The organism is Austwickia sp. TVS 96-490-7B, from assembly GCF_019331795.1.
GTDB lineage: Bacteria > Actinomycetota > Actinomycetes > Actinomycetales > Dermatophilaceae > Austwickia.
Window position 1 is genome coordinate 1 of sequence record NZ_JAHPZL010000006.1, and the last position, 18,583, is coordinate 18,583.

General features: G+C 60.0%; 18 protein-coding genes and 1 pseudogene. 12 read left to right on the forward strand and 7 right to left on the reverse strand.

Translation table 11 applies throughout. The features are described 5' to 3' along the window. Window positions 1–16 precede the first annotated feature (16 nt). Both KEM60_RS16875 and KEM60_RS07855 read left to right on the forward strand, forming a co-directional pair. Entirely contained in the window at window positions 17–142 is a 126-nt protein-coding gene (locus KEM60_RS16875; RefSeq protein ID WP_219107039.1) for an LPXTG cell wall anchor domain-containing protein, read from the forward strand. Continuing rightward, a complete protein-coding gene (locus tag KEM60_RS07855; protein WP_219106989.1) occupies window positions 139–1,434 on the forward strand; it encodes a S8 family serine peptidase in 1,296 nt (431 codons plus the stop codon). Before KEM60_RS16875 ends, KEM60_RS07855 begins: the two co-directional genes overlap by 4 nt. Before the next feature lie 84 nt (window positions 1,435–1,518). Here KEM60_RS07855 and KEM60_RS07860 read toward each other — a convergent pair whose 3' ends face one another. The 6 genes from KEM60_RS07860 to KEM60_RS16530 form a co-directional block, all read right to left on the reverse strand. Beyond that, window positions 1,519–2,340 carry a protein-glutamate O-methyltransferase CheR gene (locus KEM60_RS07860; RefSeq protein WP_219106990.1) on the reverse strand — a complete coding sequence of 274 codons (822 nt, stop codon included), beginning with the start codon at window positions 2,338–2,340 and terminating at the stop codon, window positions 1,519–1,521. Then, on the reverse strand, window positions 2,337–3,479 hold the full coding sequence (locus tag KEM60_RS07865) for a chemotaxis response regulator protein-glutamate methylesterase (protein WP_219106991.1): 1,143 nt from the start codon (window positions 3,477–3,479) through the stop codon (window positions 2,337–2,339). The genes KEM60_RS07860 and KEM60_RS07865 overlap by 4 nt, the downstream gene beginning before the upstream one ends. Then, window positions 3,479–3,844, reverse strand: a complete 366-nt coding sequence (locus KEM60_RS07870) for a response regulator (RefSeq protein WP_219106992.1) — start codon at window positions 3,842–3,844, stop codon at window positions 3,479–3,481. Before KEM60_RS07870 ends, KEM60_RS07865 begins: the two co-directional genes overlap by 1 nt. A gap of 93 nt (window positions 3,845–3,937) precedes the next feature. Next, window positions 3,938–4,378, reverse strand: coding sequence for a chemotaxis protein CheW (locus tag KEM60_RS07875; protein WP_219106993.1), 441 nt, complete (start codon window positions 4,376–4,378; stop codon window positions 3,938–3,940). Window positions 4,379–4,614: 236 nt separating this feature from the next. Continuing rightward, on the reverse strand, window positions 4,615–7,077 hold the full coding sequence (locus KEM60_RS07880) for a chemotaxis protein CheW (RefSeq protein WP_219106994.1): 2,463 nt from the start codon (window positions 7,075–7,077) through the stop codon (window positions 4,615–4,617). Window positions 7,078–7,748: 671 nt separating this feature from the next. Continuing rightward, complete coding sequence (locus KEM60_RS16530; RefSeq protein ID WP_255574383.1) at window positions 7,749–7,880, reverse strand: hypothetical protein; 132 nt, start codon at window positions 7,878–7,880, stop codon at window positions 7,749–7,751. Between the two features lie 22 nt (window positions 7,881–7,902). On the opposite strand from KEM60_RS16530, the gene KEM60_RS07885 reads away from it, so the two are divergent. The 9 genes from KEM60_RS07885 to KEM60_RS07920 all read left to right on the forward strand — a co-directional run bounded on the left by KEM60_RS07885 (window position 7,903) and on the right by KEM60_RS07920 (window position 17,680). After that, the gene (locus tag KEM60_RS07885) at window positions 7,903–9,894 is read left to right on the forward strand and encodes a toxin (protein ID WP_219106995.1); all 1,992 of its coding nucleotides are present in this window, start codon (window positions 7,903–7,905) and stop codon (window positions 9,892–9,894) included. Window positions 9,895–10,386: 492 nt separating this feature from the next. Further along, entirely contained in the window at window positions 10,387–11,328 is a 942-nt protein-coding gene (locus KEM60_RS07890) for a glycerophosphodiester phosphodiesterase family protein (RefSeq protein ID WP_219106996.1), read from the forward strand. Window positions 11,329–11,638: 310 nt separating this feature from the next. Continuing rightward, window positions 11,639–12,637 carry a hypothetical protein gene (locus KEM60_RS07895; protein ID WP_219106997.1) on the forward strand — a complete coding sequence of 333 codons (999 nt, stop codon included), beginning with the start codon at window positions 11,639–11,641 and terminating at the stop codon, window positions 12,635–12,637. A gap of 446 nt (window positions 12,638–13,083) precedes the next feature. Beyond that, window positions 13,084–14,007: a hypothetical protein gene (locus tag KEM60_RS07900; protein ID WP_219106998.1), complete on the forward strand. Its 924-nt coding sequence runs from the start codon at window positions 13,084–13,086 to the stop codon at window positions 14,005–14,007. Window positions 14,008–14,132: 125 nt separating this feature from the next. Further along, window positions 14,133–14,258, forward strand: a complete 126-nt coding sequence (locus tag KEM60_RS16535) for a hypothetical protein (protein ID WP_255574384.1) — start codon at window positions 14,133–14,135, stop codon at window positions 14,256–14,258. Window positions 14,259–14,794: 536 nt separating this feature from the next. Then, entirely contained in the window at window positions 14,795–15,247 is a 453-nt protein-coding gene (locus KEM60_RS07905) for a chemotaxis protein CheX (protein WP_219106999.1), read from the forward strand. Window positions 15,248–15,372: 125 nt separating this feature from the next. Next, window positions 15,373–15,735, forward strand: a complete 363-nt coding sequence (locus KEM60_RS07910) for a response regulator (protein WP_219107000.1) — start codon at window positions 15,373–15,375, stop codon at window positions 15,733–15,735. Between the two features lie 55 nt (window positions 15,736–15,790). Further along, a complete protein-coding gene (locus tag KEM60_RS07915) occupies window positions 15,791–16,279 on the forward strand; it encodes a hypothetical protein (protein WP_219107001.1) in 489 nt (162 codons plus the stop codon). Window positions 16,280–16,768: 489 nt separating this feature from the next. Next, window positions 16,769–17,680 (forward strand): hypothetical protein, encoded by a 912-nt coding sequence (locus KEM60_RS07920; protein ID WP_219107002.1) that lies wholly within the window; start codon window positions 16,769–16,771, stop codon window positions 17,678–17,680. Between the two features lie 346 nt (window positions 17,681–18,026). On the opposite strand, the gene KEM60_RS07925 is transcribed toward KEM60_RS07920, so the two are convergent. Next, window positions 18,027–18,491: a transketolase C-terminal domain-containing protein gene (locus KEM60_RS07925; RefSeq protein ID WP_370626331.1), complete on the reverse strand. Its 465-nt coding sequence runs from the start codon at window positions 18,489–18,491 to the stop codon at window positions 18,027–18,029. Between KEM60_RS07925 and KEM60_RS16880 the strand changes: the two are divergent. Further along, a pseudogene (locus KEM60_RS16880) lies at window positions 18,492–18,583 on the forward strand (thiamine-binding protein); the annotation flags it as partial.

Here is an 18,583-nt window from a genome sequence, read left to right on the forward strand (position 1 = left end):
CACACCCCAAGGACCCATCACCGCCGCCGCACCCCGCAGCCCCGCCACCGCCTCCTGGGCCATCCTCGCCGGACTGGCCACCTGCACCACCCTCATCGGCGGCCTAACCTGGTGGCTCCGACGCCGCCGCAGACACCCATGACCAGACCGCATCCACGACACACCGCCACCGCCATCCTCCTCACAGCCGGATTAGCCTGCAGCGCCGCGGTCCCGGCTCATGCGGGGGACCAGGTCCGGGACCGGCAATGGTGGATCACCCCGATGGGCATCGACCGCGGCCTCTCAGTATCGCAAGGTTCAGGCGTCACGGTCTGCCTCATTGACAGTGGTGTTGACGCCACCCATCCTGACCTAGTTGGGGTCCGATTTGCTCATGGCAAAGACTTCAGTGATATCGGCGCCCCTGACGGACTGAAACCCATCAAGGATGATCGTCGATATGACCACGGCACATCGATGGCCGTCAATATTGCCGGGCGTGGCCATGGGTCTCATGGTAATGAGGGGATGCTCGGCGCCGCCCCTGACGCCACCATCATCAGCGTCTCCTACGGATTCCCGACAGCTACTGTCACAAACCCGGTCCCTACCGCGATCCGATATTGCATCGACCACGGCGCTAAAGTCATCAACCTGTCCCTGGTCGCCGAGAACGACAAAGTCCGCGCCGCAGTCGCCGACGCCCAAGCCAAAGACATCGTCTTGGTAGCCGGCTCTGGAAATGACGGGGATGTAGCCCTGTCCGGGTTTCCCACCATGTTCGGGATCCTTACTGTCGGCGGCATCGACAATAATCTTCAACGTGATCCCCGATCCAACTTCAGCAAGATCAGCAAAGACATCAAAGGCCAAATCCATCACGCTGGCGTCGGGGTGTGTGGCCCGTTTGCGGCCACCCCGGACACGGGAGTCCCGCAAGCCTGGCCCGGCGGCGGCTACCGCGACGGCGCAGGAACATCCATCTCCACCTCGGTAGTCACCGGCATCGTCGCCGCGATCCGCGCGAAACACCCCGACCTCAACGCCGCCAACGTCATCAACCGGGTGCTGAAAACCGCTAAAAAAACCGGCACCGGTGACATCCCCACCGCCGACTGCGGCTGGGGCCTCGTCGACGCCTACGCCGCACTGACCGCTGACATCCCTACCGTCACCGACAACCCCCTCGGGCAACTCGGTGAGGGCTATAGCAACCCCTCTAAAAACGTGTTTGGCGTGAAATCCATGGGCCTATGGGACCCCACCTACCAACCCGACCCCGCCTACTCCACCGCCATGCCCCAACCCCCCACAAACACACCCCAAGGACCCATCACCTCAGCCGAAGCCAATACCAGCGGCCCAGCCTGGACCATCCTCGCCGGACTGGCCACCTGCACCACCCTCATCGGCGGCCTAACCTGGTGGCTCCGCCGTCGCCCGCGTCAGTGACGATCAAGGAGGGCGAGATCACCACGTCGTGAGGGTGCCCAGGCGATTCTCTGCCTGGGCACCCTCACTGGTTCCTTGCAGTGGTCAACCCTGTAGCCGATACACAGTCGCCCGACCCACTGTGCTCCGCACCCACTGGTCGTCGATGTTCATCGTTGTCTCAGCTCCACCGAGGAAAAGATAGCCATCTGGCCGGATGACTTTCTTCACCTGCGCAAGAATTTTCTTCTTCATATCCACGTCAAAGTAGATCAACACGTTACGCAGAAACACGATGTCCATCTGCGGCATGGGCGGGAAGGGCTCAGCGAGGTTCAAGAACTTGGTCTCTACCATGTTGCGGAGGCGAGCGTCGATCTGATAGTTCAAACCGTGCCGTGCAAAATACCGGACCAGCAGTGGAGCAGGTAGGCCACGGTTCACCTCAAACTGGTTGTAGACGCCCTCTTTGGTGCGATTCAACATTTGCGTGTCAATATCCGTGGCGACCAAACGCACCCGCCAACTCGGATCGGCACCAATCAATTCCTGAATCAGCATCGCGATGGTGTACGGCTCCTGCCCGGAGCTACATGCGGCACACCAGATCGACAATGACCGTTCCCGTCCGCGCTGCACCAGCAGCTCCGGCAGAATCGTGTCCTGCATCGCCCGGAACGGATGGATGTCGCGGAAGAACGACGTCTCATTCGTCGTCATGGCCTCGACGACTTGGTCACGCAACGGCCCGTTCGGTTGGGCTCGTAGCTTCTTGACCAGATCAGCCACCGATTCGTCGCCCCGTTCCCGGGCTAACGTCTGCAACCGCGACTCGATCAGGTATTCCTTGCTTCGATCGAGGACGATCGCTGCTCGAGCGCGGACCACCTGGCTGATGAAGTCCACATCAGCGCCGGAAATCGTCATGGCGTCCTCCTCGGGGCGGACCCGCCCGAACGGGCCGCATTGACTCGGGTGGTGATGACCTCGGCGAGTTTGCCCAGGGGAAAGACATCGCAGGGCAATCCTGCGTGTACGGCGGCGCCAGGCATCCCCCACACCACCGATGTGGCCTCGTCCTGCACGATCAAACTCCCACCGGCACGGATGATGTGTTCCGCGCCGCGGTGACCGTCGCTTCCCATCCCGGTCATGATCACCGAGAGCACATGGGCGCCGTACATCTCTGAAACAGACCGGAACATCGGGTCCACCGCAGGGCGACAGTAATTTTCCTGCGGTCCCTGATCCAGGACCACCGCTGGTCCGCTCGCCTTCTGCACAAACCGCATGTGGTAGTCACCTGGTGCGATGAGGACCTGGCCTGGTTTCAACGGGTCGTTTTGAGCAGCTTCTCTGACCGTCAGTTTGGCTTTGGCATCGAGCCGTTGAGCGAAGAGCTGGGTAAACACCGGGGGCATGTGTTGTGTCACCACGATGGGCACCGGAAAGTTTGCTGGCAACGCGCTAATGACAGTGGTCAAGGCGTCGGGTCCGCCAGTCGACACGCCAATGGCGACGACGTCGATCCGCCCGCCAGGGGCGGCAGCTTTCAGCGGCGTACCAGGTGCGGCTCCCTTACCTGCCGCTCCAGGAGGAGGCGGCTGTCCCGGAGCGCCACCGAAAGCGGGCCGGGCGGTATGCAGGATCGGCGCTCGACCGGTCAGCGATTTGATTTTCGGGATCAGTTGACTGCGGACAGCTTCCATGGATTCTGAGAGCGAACCCACGTTGGCTGGTTTCGTCACGTAATCTGACGCGCCGCGCTCCAACGCATCCAACGTGGCTCCAGCGCCTCGTTCGGTCAGCGTGGAAAACATGATGATCGGAAGCTTTTTATAGGTTTTGCGGACCTCAACGAGAGTTTGCAGACCATCCATGATCGGCATTTCCACGTCCAGGGTCAGGATGTCGGGTTTGAGCAGTGGGATCTTGTCCAGGGCATTTTTCCCGTTGACGGCCGTGCCCACCACCTCTATGTCAGGGTCCTGAGCGAGGACGTCGGACACGAGGCGACGGATGACGACCGAGTCGTCACACACCATCGCTCGAATCTTGGTCGGCATCAGAGCAGCCCCAGCATGGACAACTTGTCCTCGATGATCTCGGTGGTGAACGGCTTGATGACGTACTCGTGGGCGCCCGCGGCGAGGGCACGCACAATGTTGGCTTGTTCAGCTTCGGTGGTGACCATCATCAACGTGATGTCACGCCAGTCCCGGTTTTTGCGGACTTCCACAATGAATTCCAGCCCGTTCATCACTGGCATGTTCCAGTCGATGAGGCAGACGTCTGGAAGGGGGCCACGTTGCACCGCTTCCAAAGCCTGAGCGCCGTCACCGACAGCTTCGACCTCGAATCCGAGGCTGTCCATGGTCCGCGTCAGGATGGTTCGCATGGCTCGGGAGTCATCGATCACCAGTGCACGCATTGTGGTCCTCTTACCGGTTGAAGGACCCGCGAGGGGGTCGTGGGTGGTGGGGTGTGGCGGCGCGGAACGGTGTGATCCAGTGGTGCGGTGTCGTCAGGCGACGTGTCCGGTAGCTTCGAGGGCCACCGCTTTGTCGGTGTCGAGCACCAACATCAGGTCGCGGTCGAGTTTGCAGACCGCCATGACGAGGTCACGGACACGGGAGGGCACCGTCTCCGGGGGCGATTCAAAACGGTCCAGGTCGGGTTCGAGGACGTCACCGATCTCGTCGACGAGCAAGCTGGTCGCGCCATCCGCTGTCCGTACGACGACGTTAGTGGCGGCGTCATTGGACTCCCGCGGCGGCAAGCCCATGCGACTTCGCAGGTCGACGGTGATGACGATCTGGCCACGCAGGTTGATCAGGCCGGACACTGCGGTGGGCGCCAACGGCACTCGGGTGAGGTCTTGTTGGCGCAGGACCTCTTGGACCGTCTCGACGGGTACGCCGAAAAGATGTCCACCAAGTCGGAATGTGCAGTACTGGTTCGCCATGGGATGCTCTTCACTCCTTGCGAGCCGACGCCGTGGCGACGTCGGTGCCCCGACAGGGTCACCCTCCTCATCGGCGAACTTCACGCTTTCTCAAGCGTTCTCGATATAGGTGGGTGCTTTTGTCGGGGGTGGGCGGTGGGTTCGATGCGCACAGACCGGGTGGCTGCGCTAGAGGAGAGGACGGGCCGCTCGCCCCCAATTGGGGTGAGGGCCCGTCCTGCTGCGCCGCGCGACGCTCACATGATGTCGTCGGTGAACTGGGCTCCGTAGTTTTCCAGTTCGGGTGGGAGCATCCCCATCAGGGCGTGGTCGATGTTGAGGAGTTCCGTGACATGTTCGTTGACGACGGCCGACCCGAGGTTGCCACCAGTGTCAAGGTGGGTGCGGATCGCTAGTTCGTCTTCGACGATGTCGAGGACTTGCGAAACGACGAAACCAAAGAGTTGTCCGCGGTGTTGGCACACCACGACTTGGAGCGGGGCGTTGGCTTCCATGGCTTCGTAGCTGCCGTAGTCATCGGCGAGACGCAGCAGCGGAAGGATGACACCGCGGTATTGGACGACCTGGTTGGAGCCGACAGTTTCGACGCGCGCCATCGGGAATTCTTCGAGGCGCTCGACAACTTTGAGCGGGAGAGCGGCCCGACGTCCGTTGCCCAGTTTGACGACGAGCAGCGACGTGGCGTCGGAGTTCGAGCGGCGAGCAGCTTCCTCGGCGGCGCGTTTTGCAGCTTCTCCAGAGTCGTTGATCATTCCAGCCCGGCCGGCGAGGCTGTTGGCGTCGAGGATCAACGCGACGCGCCCGTCACCCATGAGGGTGGCCCCGGCGTACAGGTTGATGCCGCGTAGTTGCTTGCCGAGTGGTTTGACGACGATTTCCTCAGTGTCTTCGATGTCGTCGACGACGAGCCCGAACTGTTTTTCGTCGGCTTTGAGGACGGCGATGAACGTCGTTTCGTGGTCGATGTCTTCAGCGTTGATCTGTTGGCGAAGGTCAACGAGCGGAAGGAGTGCGCCTCGGAGCCGATAGACGGGGGTGCCTTGGATGTTTTCCAGGCGTTCGGCGGCTTGTTCCTTGTCGAGCCTGACTAGTTCGAGGAGGTTGACCTGGGGGATGGCAAACATGTTCTCGTCGCCGCGAACCAGCAGAGCCGGGATGATCGCCAGGGTGAGTGGGATCTTGATACGGACAGTGGTGCCTTCACCGGCGACACTGCTGATGTCGATGACGCCACCGATCTTTTCGATGTTCGTCTTGACGACGTCCATACCGACACCACGTCCGGAGACATTGGTGACAGCTGCGGCGGTGGAGAAACCCGGACGGAAGATCAGGTGCATCGCGTCCCGGTCGCCCATCCGGTCTGCTTCTTCGCGAGAGATCAGTTGCTTCTCGACGGCTTTGTCGCGCAGTTTGTCCGGGTCGATGCCGGCGCCGTCGTCGATGATCTCGATGTTGACCTGTCCGCCTTCGTGGAACGCCCGCATGAGGAGGCGTCCTTCAGCGGGTTTGCCTTTGGCGATCCGAACGTCTGGTTGTTCGATGCCGTGGTCGCACGAGTTGCGGACCAGGTGGGTCAGCGGGTCTTTGATCGCTTCCAGGATCGTCTTGTCGAGTTCGGTTTCTTTACCTTCCATCTCGACACGGATCTGGCGACCCATCTGGTTGGACAGGTCCCGTACGACGCGGGGGATCTTGGACCAGACGTTGTCGATGGGCTGCATCCGCGTCTTCATGACGCCTTCTTGCAGTTCTCCGGCAACGAGGTTGAGCCGATGCATCGATCGCATCAGTTCTTGATCTTGTCGTGCGGCAGCTCGTTGTAACAGTTGGTTACGGGTCAGGACGAGTTCACCGACGAGGTTCATCAGCGAGTCGAGTAGGTCGACGTCGACACGGATGGAGCTGTCAGCGACGCTACGACGTTGGGTTTCCCCGTCGCCACCTTCTTGTTTACGGGCGACAGGTTTAGCCGTCGTTTGCGCAGCATGTACGGCGTCACTTTGTGCTGCTGCGGCGGCGGTGGCGGCAGCTGCTGGCGTCGATGGCACGGGGGGTGCCGGTGCTGCTGCCACGGGTTCGGCAGGCGGGGGTGGCGGAGGCGCGCTGGGTGGGCTTGCTGGAGCTGCTGGTACGCCGGTGGCTGCGGCGACTGGCTCAGCGACTTTGACGGACACCACAGCTTCGGCGGGCACCTCAACGGTGACGGTGGGGGCTTCTGCTGTGGCGGCGGGGGTTGCTTCTGCCTCGGGGGCTGCGGCTTCGGCGGCAGCCGGGGCATCTTGGGCGGCCCCGCCCAGGCCGGCCAGGGAGCGGCCTTCGAGGAGTGCTTGGAGACGTTCGACGAGGTCGGCGTATGTCTCGGTGCCTTCGTTGCCGTCGTTCTCTATGTGGCCGAGGAGTGAGCGGACCGCATCAACCATTTCCAGGAGCACCGTGGTGATCTCAGCGGTGAGAGTCATCTCCCCGTCGCGGAGCTTGCTGAGCAGGCTCTCGCCGTGGTGAGCGACGCGTTCCAAGGTGTGTAGGGCGAGGAACCCACTGGTGCCTTTGATGGTGTGCAAAGTGCGGAAGATGCTGGACAGCAGCTCGCGAGACCCAGGGTCCCGCTCCAGTGCCAGCAGGTCCTGGTCCAGCTGGTCGAGGTTCTCGTGGCTCTCGATCAGGAACTCCTGAACAATCTCTTCCATGCCTTCCATCGGCGAGCTCCTCACGAGATAGGGGAATCGGAGCATTAATCGGCTCAGCCACAACGGATCTGAGGGTTGCCGACCGTCCGCTGCAACACGAGGGGGGATGGAGGGCTTCCGTTGGATGCATCAGTGCGGCCGTACGTCGGCCATCGAAAGGTGAACTGATGTTTTTGTGGGGAGCCAGGCTGGAGATCCTGACACCGTGTCCATCTGGTGGGAATGAGGGGCCGCGGAAGCCGCTCCTCTCATTCCTCTTTTTTGGAAGTTCGCACCGCCTCTTCACAGGGATATCGGCACTAAGAACCCATAGCTGAAACCACGCCGAAAATTTAGCTATCAACGATGGGGTATTCAATGGTTGCAAATACCTTAGATGGGTCCTGACCTGCAGAAATAAGCCAAGAACGCCTAACTAAAGCCAAGGGTTCCCGCACAAAAATACCAATCAAGCATCGATCATTTTTTTCTTAATTCCCAGCAGCTCAGGTACGCTCATGACCACGGAAACCACACCGGTTAACGCGAAAGATGAACACCACTCATCTTCACCATTCAAACGTCAATTCTTCACCAAGAAGAAGGAGAGTAGCCATGCCTATACGCGGACCGCCGTAACTAATATCTGCGACACGCCAGAAAGCTTCATCGACGACCAGCCCGTCGCTCGATACTGCTCACTATGGCAACCGCATCAGAAAAAACACCGCGCCTGCCGGGAACGCCTCGACAGGCATTTTCATGCCCTCAATCAGACACACCCACATCCGGTGCAACCGCCACATGTCCCGGACGTGGTCCCCAACTGCCATTCCACCTCGAAAGGGATGACACATGAAGACCCGTCACAAGCTCGCCGCTATTGTTTGCGCGGCCAGCTCCCTTGGCACCCTGACCCTCACCTGCGCTCCTGGCGCATTCGCTTCGCCTATCTCGCCAGCAATCGACAAAGAAAAGTCTAAAGTCGTCGAGAATTTTACGTCGTACCATGGAACTAAACATCAATACATTGAAAATGTCCTGAAGGGCATCAATAAGCCGGAAACTGGATCTCAAGGTAATCACGACCCGGACTGGAAAGGGTTTTACACTACTGACAGCAAGTATGCTGCAGCAGGATATACGCCAGATGAAGAAAATCCCATGTCGGGCAAAGCTGGGGGTGTGGTAAAAGTATCTTACACCGGCAAAACCAAGATTCTGGCTTTGAAGGATATGCCGGCAGGGAAGATCAAGGGTCATTTGGGCCTTGATCCAAATAAACCCCTCACTGAACAAATTAAAGATCAGGAATTTATTAATAAATATGGCGAAGGAGCAGATAGAGTCGTCCTCCAGATGCCATTTGCAGAAGGCTCATCCGAAGTTGAATACATCAACAACTGGGATAATGCAAAGGATCTGAAAGTGGAACCTGAAGTCAGGTTCGATCAGCATGGAAAAAGGGGGCAGGATGCCATGTACGAGTACATGGCATTGGCGAGCTGTGAGAGTGCAGGTAAAGCTAAAAGGAGTGTCAGCAAAACTTGCCTCTCCAACATCAAATGGGAGCGCGTGAGGCAAAAGTCAGAGGAGCTAATTAAGAAACTGAAAGATGATGAAAATGTAAAAAAGGCAGTTCAAGAAAGGAAAGAGGGGGTAAAGCCTACTTCTGATGACTTGCAGAATCTTCACAAGGCTTTGATTGACCATGAATCATTTAAAGAGCTAAAGTCAGTACACAGCAATGGCGTTAAAGCTATGGATGCTGCCAATGCTGCACTTTGGGGCGCCAATGTTGCACGAGTTTTTTCTGATTCTAAGTCTGACGGATTAGAAAAAGCGACAGCAGCACTGGCTGCCGTTCCTGGCCTGGGCCAAGTAATGGGAGTGGCCGACGGTGTGACTCACCATAACACCGAAGAAGTTGTCGTCCAGTCAGTTGCTTTAGCAGGGTTTATTGCCGCTCAGGCAATTCCGGTTGTTGGGGAAATTGTTGACATTGGTGTTTTGGCTTATCAGTTCGTGGAAGGCGTCATCGACCTTAGCAGGCAGATGATGACTTCTAATGCCCGAGGAATAGCAGAAAAACGGCAGGTCGTTGACATTAAGGATGCGAATGGCCTTAGTGGAGGATGGCTGACTCCTCAAGACTCCAAGATCCACCTTCCACCTCACTACGGCACTAAGACTCAGAGACTCGCTGTAAGTGCAAATGGAGATCACAATCTCCCAATTACAGGTTTCAAAACTTCGATTAACCCAAAGTTTTTTAACATTAACGAGTCTGGCTCTTTCATTGTTCAAAACGGACTTAAAGTTCCGATGAACTGCAGCGAGGAGGCTTCGAAAACTGAAGCAGTCTGCATCCCGGTTCATCCTATTTGGCTTACCGATAAGAATAACGCAATTATTCACGTCTCATACCAGACCAAGAGCCCCGAAGGATCGCGCATTGATAATCCCCGGCTTGAGGTTTGGGGACAGATCATGCATACCGAAGAAGGCCCTAAGACTAATACGATCAACTTGGGGTACTCTGTAGATCAAGAAATGCCCTGTTACAGCTCAATTAAGTTTGAAAATGGGGGAGATTACGTTGGGCGCCTAGCTGTAAACTCCAAAGATGGGAAGGTTACTCACAGCAAAATGAGCGGCATGCGGGATAAGGACAAGGTGGATTTAAGTGCATTTAACTCCGGTGAAGTCCTAACAACAGAAATCAGCCCAACTGGAGGCGGAGCACCTACTCCCGGCCCAAGTATTAAGTACTGTTCTGATGGAGGGATCGAAGCTTCGATCAAGTCTTGGGGAACCAAGGACAAGGCATTCTTGGGTTTCAACTAAGACGGCAGACGGCTGCCGGTAGAAATCCTGTGAATTTGCACTTAGCACACTTTCAATCGAGAATTTTTTGAGAAGAAATCTGGAGGATCCATAGCCTGAGCACATGCCCTCCAGTGCCTCATATCCTGGTCCTATATATGAGGCGCTGGAGGGCGCCGCTCTTCCTATCATCAATTCAGGGTTTGGTATTAGAAGAATTGTCAAACAAATCAATTTTGGTGCAGTATCAGGGGGTCAAGGTTCTATCAGGGTCCGTTCATGCAGTGCTCATGGTGGCATGTCATGCTCTTGTCTGGCACGACGAGAGCATGTTCTGGGGAGTGGGCTGAACATGTCTTTCTACAGTCTTATCGGATCATTTAAAATGATCCGCTGCGACACCGGCCACGTCTGTTGAAAGTCAGATTTGATACTTCGATCTTGCAGGTACCTCTGCACTGCAGGATTGAGCTGCCCGATATAGAGAAGAGAACCGTCATGATCAAACGCTCCATGAGCATCGCGGCCGTGTCCTCGCTCATCGCGGGGACGGCCCTGGCTGTCGTCGCTTCACCCGCCTCTGCGGCGACCCCTCCGCCGGCTCCGGCCCCCACCAGCGCCGGCGCTCAGCGTCCTGTCTATGCGATCGCTCACCGCGTGTTGACCACCAAGGGTGTTGACGACGCGCTGGAACTTGGCGCGAACGCCATCGAAATCGACCTGACAGCGTGGAAGAAGGGCTGGTACGCCGACCACGACGGTCTGCCCACCAGCGCCGGTGACACTGCAGAGAAGATGTTCAAGCACATCGCTGAGCAGCGTCGTGCGGGGAAGAACATCACGTTCGTATGGCTTGACATCAAGAACCCTGACCACTGCAAGGGTGACGGCGCAACCACGGATGTCTGTTCCATCACCAAGCTGCGCGAGATGGCCCGCAACACCTTCGAGAAGGAAGGTGTGCGCGCGCTGTTCGGGTTCTACAAGACCGTTGGTGGACCCGCGTGGAAGACCATCACCAACGACCTGAACGACAAAGAAGCGGTCGCACTCAGTGGCCCCACCGCTAACGTTCTCGCCGACTACGAGAAGTCAGATAAGAAGGTTCCCGCGAAGCAGCGCGTCGCTGACTACGGCTACTACGACATCAACCAGGGCTTCGGCACCTGCACCGGCACCGCGCACAAGACGTGTGACCAGTTGCGCCTGTCCAGCGAAGCCCGGGACAAGGGTCAACTCGGCAAAACCTTCGCCTGGACCACGGCCACGGGCCAGTCCCGTCACGTGTCTGACCTGCTTGGCAAAGCCAAGGTCGACGGCATGATCGCCGGCTTCAAAGCGACCCACTTCTACAAGCACAAGCACACCGAAGACGCGATCAATGACATCAAGTCCTGGGTCGCCAAAAACCCCACTACGCACCGTATGGCCACCAAGGATGACTTCCCCTGGTGATCACCCAGCACATCCTCTGAGGGGGGCCGTCAGCAATGACGGCCCCCCTTCATGTTGCCGTACCGAATTCAACATCCAGCAGATATTCAACGGCCGCACAGCTTTTATTCGGCCCACAAGATCTACTCATTATCACTCTGTTCGGGCGATCATCATGACAAACCCGAGTTGTTCCCAGACTCCAAGTGGACTTCCCTGAATTCATCCATATACTGGCGGCCACATCGGGCCAAGAAGGGCCGTCACATCTTTGTCCTTTCCGCTCGGTGGATCGTGCTGACCAGTAGCACCAATCGGGAAGGATTCACTTTTGTCCATTCGTCACCTGAGCGCCGCAGCCGCCGTCACCTTCTTCGCAGGCATGGCCCTGGCAGTCAGCCCTTCCTACGCCGCTGAGCCTCCAGCTACGCCCGCCCCCACAAGCACGGGAAGCGCCAAACCATCCACTCCGGGAAACACCACCCCTCCAGCGCCCCCGGCCGATAAACCCACTACGCCGTCAGGCCCGAAGCCCATCTTCGCCGTCGAGCAGCGGGCCCGTTACCCCAAGGACATCGACGAGGCCATCAAGAACGGCGCCAATGCCATCCAGATCCAGGTGGACGCGCACCGTAAACATGGCTGGTATGCCACCACCGCGCGGCGAGGTGGACGCCGTGGCGAGTCCGTCGAGGGAATGCTCAAACACGTCGCCAAGCTCCGGCAGGAAGGCAAGACGATCAACTTCGTCTGGCTCGACCTACGTCGGGCAGTGCCGTGCAAGACCGACGTATGCAAGGCATCGATCCTGCGAGACCTGGCCCGCACCCACGTGCAAAAACACGGTGTCCGGGTCATCTACGGATTTAACGATGGCTACGGTCAGCGCTCCTGGCATGCCCTCACCCAAGGACTCAACGACAAAGAGGCCATTTCGGTCCATCACTACACCTCAGATGCGTTGGGGATCTATGCCAAGCACGGCAAGCACATCAAACCCCAACAGCGGATCATCGACTACGGCGTCGAAGAGATCGGCAACTGCACCACCCCGAACAAAACGATCTGCTACCAGCTCAAGCAGGCCGATGCCGCCCGCAAACGCGGCGAACTGGGGCAGATGATCGGTTGGACGACGCCGTTCAACCCCATGCAGAGCGTGGATATCGAGGTCACCAAAGCCAACGTGAACATCCTGCTCGCAGCGCTCCCGTTGACCTTGAGCTCAAACCGTAAAGCTCACGCTGACCCGATGCGCGACATCAACAACTGGGTGAAGGCCAACCCGAAAGAAGCACGCATGGCCACCCAAGACGACAAGCCCTGGTGACCTGTCACCGCTAAGCCAGCAACACCACAGCCGTACCACCGCTACTCGCCGGGGTCCTGCCTGCGGGACGCAGCTCACGCTGCACGCTCCCGCCTGATGGCAGGGCCCCGCTGTCGTCGCGCGACCTCCCCGTGAGCACACGGCCGAAAATGGTCCCGTTTTCAATCATCAGTACGACGACTGGCCGTTCCTCTCATTCAGTGAAAACACATGTTCATCCCAGGATCGACAGTGATTCTCTCCTTACGATGTTCACCACCGAGACCCTCGAGCGGAGAAATAGTCAAGGAATAGCTGATCCTGACAGCGAGCGCTTTCATGCGCGACGCTTCAGCAACATCTTTGACTGGGCCCAGGAAAACCCTACAGCTCTGCGCCCAGCTTTTCCGCGACAGTGCACTAATGGTGACCTGTCCACGTGTTTTAAGAAAGAGAAGGACCTAGCCTTGTCGAAGCATCTCCTGAGCAGCGCCGTCGTCGCGTCCCTCCTCGCCGGTGCCGGACTGGCCGCCGTCGCCGCCCCGGCCAACGCATTGGTCCCCACCAAAGGCCCTCGCCCAGTCTTTGCTATCGCTCACCGGGTCACCAGCGTCGAAGCTGTGGATGAGGCATTGAACCAGGGCGCTAACGCCATCCACATTGACGCCAAAGGAATCTCTGGCGGAATGACCGCGGTCGAAGGCAACGACGTCCGCACCGGCGGGCGTTTTGTCGAAATCATCTTGAAGAAGATCGCCAACGCCCGCAAGCAGGGCAAGACCATCAACTTCGTGTGGCTGGAGTTCCACGAGCCGCACCGCTGCACCAAGACCCCAGAAACCTGCAGCGGCAAGACCCTGCGTGAGCTTGCTCGCAACACCGTGGAGAAGGAAAACATCCGCGTCGTCTTCGGCTTCGGCAAGGGGGTGGGCGGTGCTGACTGGAAGCAGATCACCGAAGGCCTCAACGACAAGGAAGCCGTCTCGATCTACGGCCCCACCGACCAGGTCATCGACAACTTCGAGAAGCACGGCAAGCACATCAAGCCGGGCCAGCGCATCCTCAACTTCGGCCACAGCAGCATGAAAGACCGTGCTGGCGACTGCACCACCCCCAACCAGCAGAGCTGCTACCAGCTGAAGCAGGCCGCCGCCAAGCGCAACGAAAACAAGATCGGCAACGTCTTCGGGTGGACCACCCCGATCAACCACGAGAAGAAGCTCAACGACCTCTTCACCAAGGCTGACGTTGACGGTGTCCTCGCGGTCATGCCCAGCGCACGTCGTACTGAAGTGCCCGTGAACAAGCCGGCGCTCAGCGAGATCAACAAGTGGGTCAAGGCGCACCCCCAGACCCACCGGATGGCGGGCCAGGAAGACCGTCCCTGGTGACCCGACGCTGATCCGTCCCTCCTCAGGACGTGACCACGCACCGCTACCGAAGCCGCGACCACCTCACTTCACGAGGTCGGTCGCGGCTTCGTGTTATCCCTGTTCATGCCATCCGCATCCCCGCGATGATCAGCTGGAAAGTCCTCACCAAAGACCTCAACGACAAGGAAGCCGTCACCGTCCGCGCCGCCACACCCGACGCCCTAGCTTTCTTCTACCAGCACACGCACCACGTGCCCCGCACCAAATGAGTCCTCAACTACGGCACCGAAGACACCGGCGACTGTCGCAGCAAGAGCCACCAAAACTGCTACCAACTACGCATCGCCGCACAATTCGCCAAAGCCGGAGTCGATGACATCCTCGCCACCCTCCCCCACCGGCCCACCCTGGTAACACCATGCGGCCCTGCTCAGAAAACCCCGAGCAGGGCCGCCGCACCCCCCACGTCACAACCACATCACCCCACCGGCAACGACCCAATTCCACACCCAGAAAGCTCCACATCTCACCGAGGACACCGATGAGGAAAATGCCTCGGACCAGCACCAGCGCCACCCGACGTACCGGCCACACAGATCACCTCGCAGGCCCACGCACACAAAACCTCGTCGTGACCTGCAGCTAATCCTCAAGTCCGTTGTGACACAGCCGATAAGGGCGACGTCCACGTGTGGTCAGGCCATCCGGCAGGGGCAGCAACGAGCTCCCGCCTACGCACCAAGGGCCAACCGCCGACCTACCTTCCGAAGGGCCTCACCCGAAGGACTTCACAAAGGACCCAGTTATGCAGTTGTCCAGCGACGACGTCGCCCAGATCATCCACGAGGTGTGGAGTTCGATGCTCGGACTACCTGCCGAGCCTTTCGATATGGAGCGACCCGACAACGAAAACGCCACCGCGGGTTCTGTCGGTGTCACCGGCGCCACCGAATGCCTCATCTCCATGGAGATGGGCAACGAGGCTGCACGCCGCTTCGCCGCAACAATGTTCGGGCTCGACGAAACCGCCTGCTCCGACGACGACGTCGCAGACGCCATCGGCGAACTCACCAACATGGTCGGCGGCAACATCAAATCGCTCCTCCCCGAACCCAGCACCCTGTCGCTACCAGTCGTGGCCTCCGGGAAGAGCCCCACCCTGCGGGTCCCCGGCGGTAAACCACTCCTTGAGTCCGGATATCTCGCCGACGGACTCCCCATGTACCTCACCGTCTGGAGTCGCCCACAACGCGGCTGAACGGCGTACGCCGACACCACCCGGACCATCGACGAGGACGGCAGCCACACCGCCCCCGGACCATCCCGGCCGCCCCAGAACCACCCGCCCACCCAGCCCACCCACACCCAGGAAGCGAGCCCACCGTGAAGGTCGTAGTCGCCGACGACAGCCGTGCCATGCGAATGATCGTGATCCGTACCCTGCGCCAAGCCGGATATGACAGCGCCGACGTCACCGAATGTGAAAACGGCGCCGAAGGACTCGCCAAAGTCAAAGAACTCAACCCCGACCTGGTGCTCTCCGACTGGAACATGCCCGAAATGAGTGGCATCGAATTCCTGCAAGCACTCCGCGCTGAAGGCAACCAAGTGCCCTTCGGATTCGTCACCTCCGAAGGCAGCGATGCCATGCGCAGCCAAGCCTCAGAATCCGGCGCGCTCTTCCTCATCGCCAAACCCTTCACCGCCGACATGTTCAGCGAAGCCCTCAAACCGGTGCTCGGCTGAACCGCCGTACCAGCCTGCCCCCACATCCGACCAGACCAGCAACCGGGGAACCACGATGACCATACCGATCCCCGACCCTAAACCGGTCAAGGACCTCTTCCAGGATCTCCTCGGCCGCACGGTCACGATCGCCAGCTCCGACAAAGCCGTCGTCCCCAGTGCCCGCCGTGCCTGCTGCACCGGCCTGTACGTCGACGGCAACCTGGACACCAAAGCGATTGTGTGCGCCGACCTGGACCTGTCCGCCCGCGCCGGCGCCGCGCTCGGTCTGGTCCCACCCACCGGGGCGCAGACCGCCATTGACAACCTTGAACTCCCACCGGCGTTATACGACAACTTCTACGAGGTGATGAACATCTTCGCTTCCCTATTCAACGTTGGGGAAAACGAAGCTCACCTTAAACTCAACGCCGTTTTCCAACCCGGATCAGTCATTCCGACCCACGCCGCCATGCTGCTGCGCGGACTCGGTAAACGAGCCGACTATTCCCTCGACATCGAAGGTTACGGACTCGGATCCATCGGAATCGTCGTCCCCATGTGAGCTCGACGCCACGTCGACCACACCATGTCGACATCGTCGACGGCACTTCACCACCGACGGTGGCGACGACACCGACACGACCCGCCCAGTCATCCCGCAGCATCGCGGATACCGGGCGGGTCGCGTCATGTCTGAGCTGCTCCCCCGCCCCCACCCCACCAAACCCGCCCACGGGCGTGTTTTCGCCGTAAAACCCCAGGCCACACCTTCCCAAACCCGCCCACGGGCGACTTTTCCCCACGAAACCCCAGGCCACACCTTCCCAAACCCGCCCACGGGCGACTTTTCCGCACGAAACCCCAGGCCACACCTTCCCAAACCCGCCCACGGGCGACATCCGGCCCAGCAAAACCCGCCCACGGGCGACTTGGGGTGAGAGGTGCGGGAACTTCAGGGTCAGTGCTGTGGAGTGTCGCTCGCCGCCCCCAGCACACCGCACTCTGTGGATAACTTTCGGGCCTTGCCAGGCGAACAGGTCACCGTGTCGGGATGACCACGCACACCGGGACGACCTTTGTCCGTCGTACTCCACCTCATCGTTCACGCGCTATGACCGCAGCCTCACCAACCTCTGGCGGCACCACAGTCGGGCCGTACGACGTTCATCCTTCGACCACACGCTCGGCTGTGGCACATCGCGCCCGCGACGTCCTCCAGCGTTGCCCCAACGGAACTGTCCTGTCACATCACACCGCTGCCACACTGTGGGGCTTGTGGACGCCCCATGAACTGCGGATTCACGTCGCGGTACCAGGGGAACGGTACCGTCCTCGACGCGTCGGGATTGCCGCGCACCGACTCCCCACTGCACGGACGTCAGTGCAGGTGGACGGCTTGCCCGTGACTAGTGTCCTCGACACGCTCCTCGACCTCGCCGCGGTGTTGTCGCTACCGGATTTGGTGGCCGCCGTCGACCGCAGCTGTGGCCTTGGGCTGACTGACCCTTCTGAAGTGGCCCGGTACGCCCACGGTCACAGCCGAGCCGGGGTGCGGATGTTGCGCCGTGCCGCACAGCTAGCAGATGGCCGCAGCGAATCAGCCATGGAATCTCGGACCCGCGTCCTGCTGTGCCTCGCTGGTTATCCTCAGCCAGAAAGCAATCCGACCGTGACAGGCGGCACTGGGCGGCGTTACCGTCTCGACTTAGTCTTCTGGCAGTGGTCAATCGCCGTGGAGTATGACGGCCGCCATCACGCCGAAAACAGCGCGCAATACGCCTCTGACCTGCGTCGTCGCGAAGATCTTCAGAGCGCACACTGGCAGTTGGTGACGGCGGTCGCGCAGGACGTGTACGGCGACCCTGAGGGTTTCCTCGACCGGTTGGATCGGGCGATCCGCGCAGCAGGTGGTACGCCGCCGCGGCGTCGACGTGGCTGGCAGGCGATGTTGGGGCGCCGCTGACGCGGATACTGGACCGGATCTCGCAGTGACAGCATGCTCAGGGCGAGAGCTTGACGTGCCAGCGGCCTGACCGTCAAGCGTTGTCGTTCCGCCCACGGGCGGGTTTTCGCCGTAAAACCCCAGGAATCTCTCCACCAAAACCCGCCCACGGGCGACATCGGTGCAAGGAAACCCGCCCACGGGCGCATTCTGGCCACAAAACCCCAGGAACCACCCACCAAAACCCGCCCACGGGCGCATTCTGGCCACAAAACCCCAGGAACCACCCACCAAAACCCGCCCACGGGCGACATCCGGAGCAAGGAAACCCGCCCACGGGCGACATGGGGCGAGAGGCGCGAGAGCCTCAGGGGCGGGGAAGCGGGGTCGCCACGAGTTCACGCGCCGTGGCGACGAGAGTGTCGACGTCGATGCCGGCGCGGGCCATGACTTGGGGTCCGGGCCCGCTGGTGCCGAAGTCGTCGACGCCGAGGACACGTCCGTGGCTGCCGACGTATTTCCACCAGCTGTCGCTGCGCCCGGCTTCGATGGCGATGCGTCTGGTGATGGTGGGCGGCAGGACGTGGTGTCGGTAGTCAGTGGGCTGGCTGTCGAACCATTCTCGGCAGGGCATGGAGACGACGCGCACGGTGTGCCCGCTGTCGCCGAGTCGGTCTGCGGCGTGGACGGCGAGCGCCACTTCGGTGCCGGTGGCGATGATGATGAGGTCGGCGTCGGCGGGGCCGGTGACGACGTATCCTCCGCGGTGGGTGGCGGCGGCGATGTCGAGGGGTGGCGTGGTGGCGGGGGTGATGTCGCGGAGTTGGTGCATCGGTGTTGTGAGGCGGTGGGGCAGCACAGTGCCCGGGTGTCCTTGGTGCTGAAAGCTGATATTCGTCCTGGACGCACTGGTGAACTTCAGGG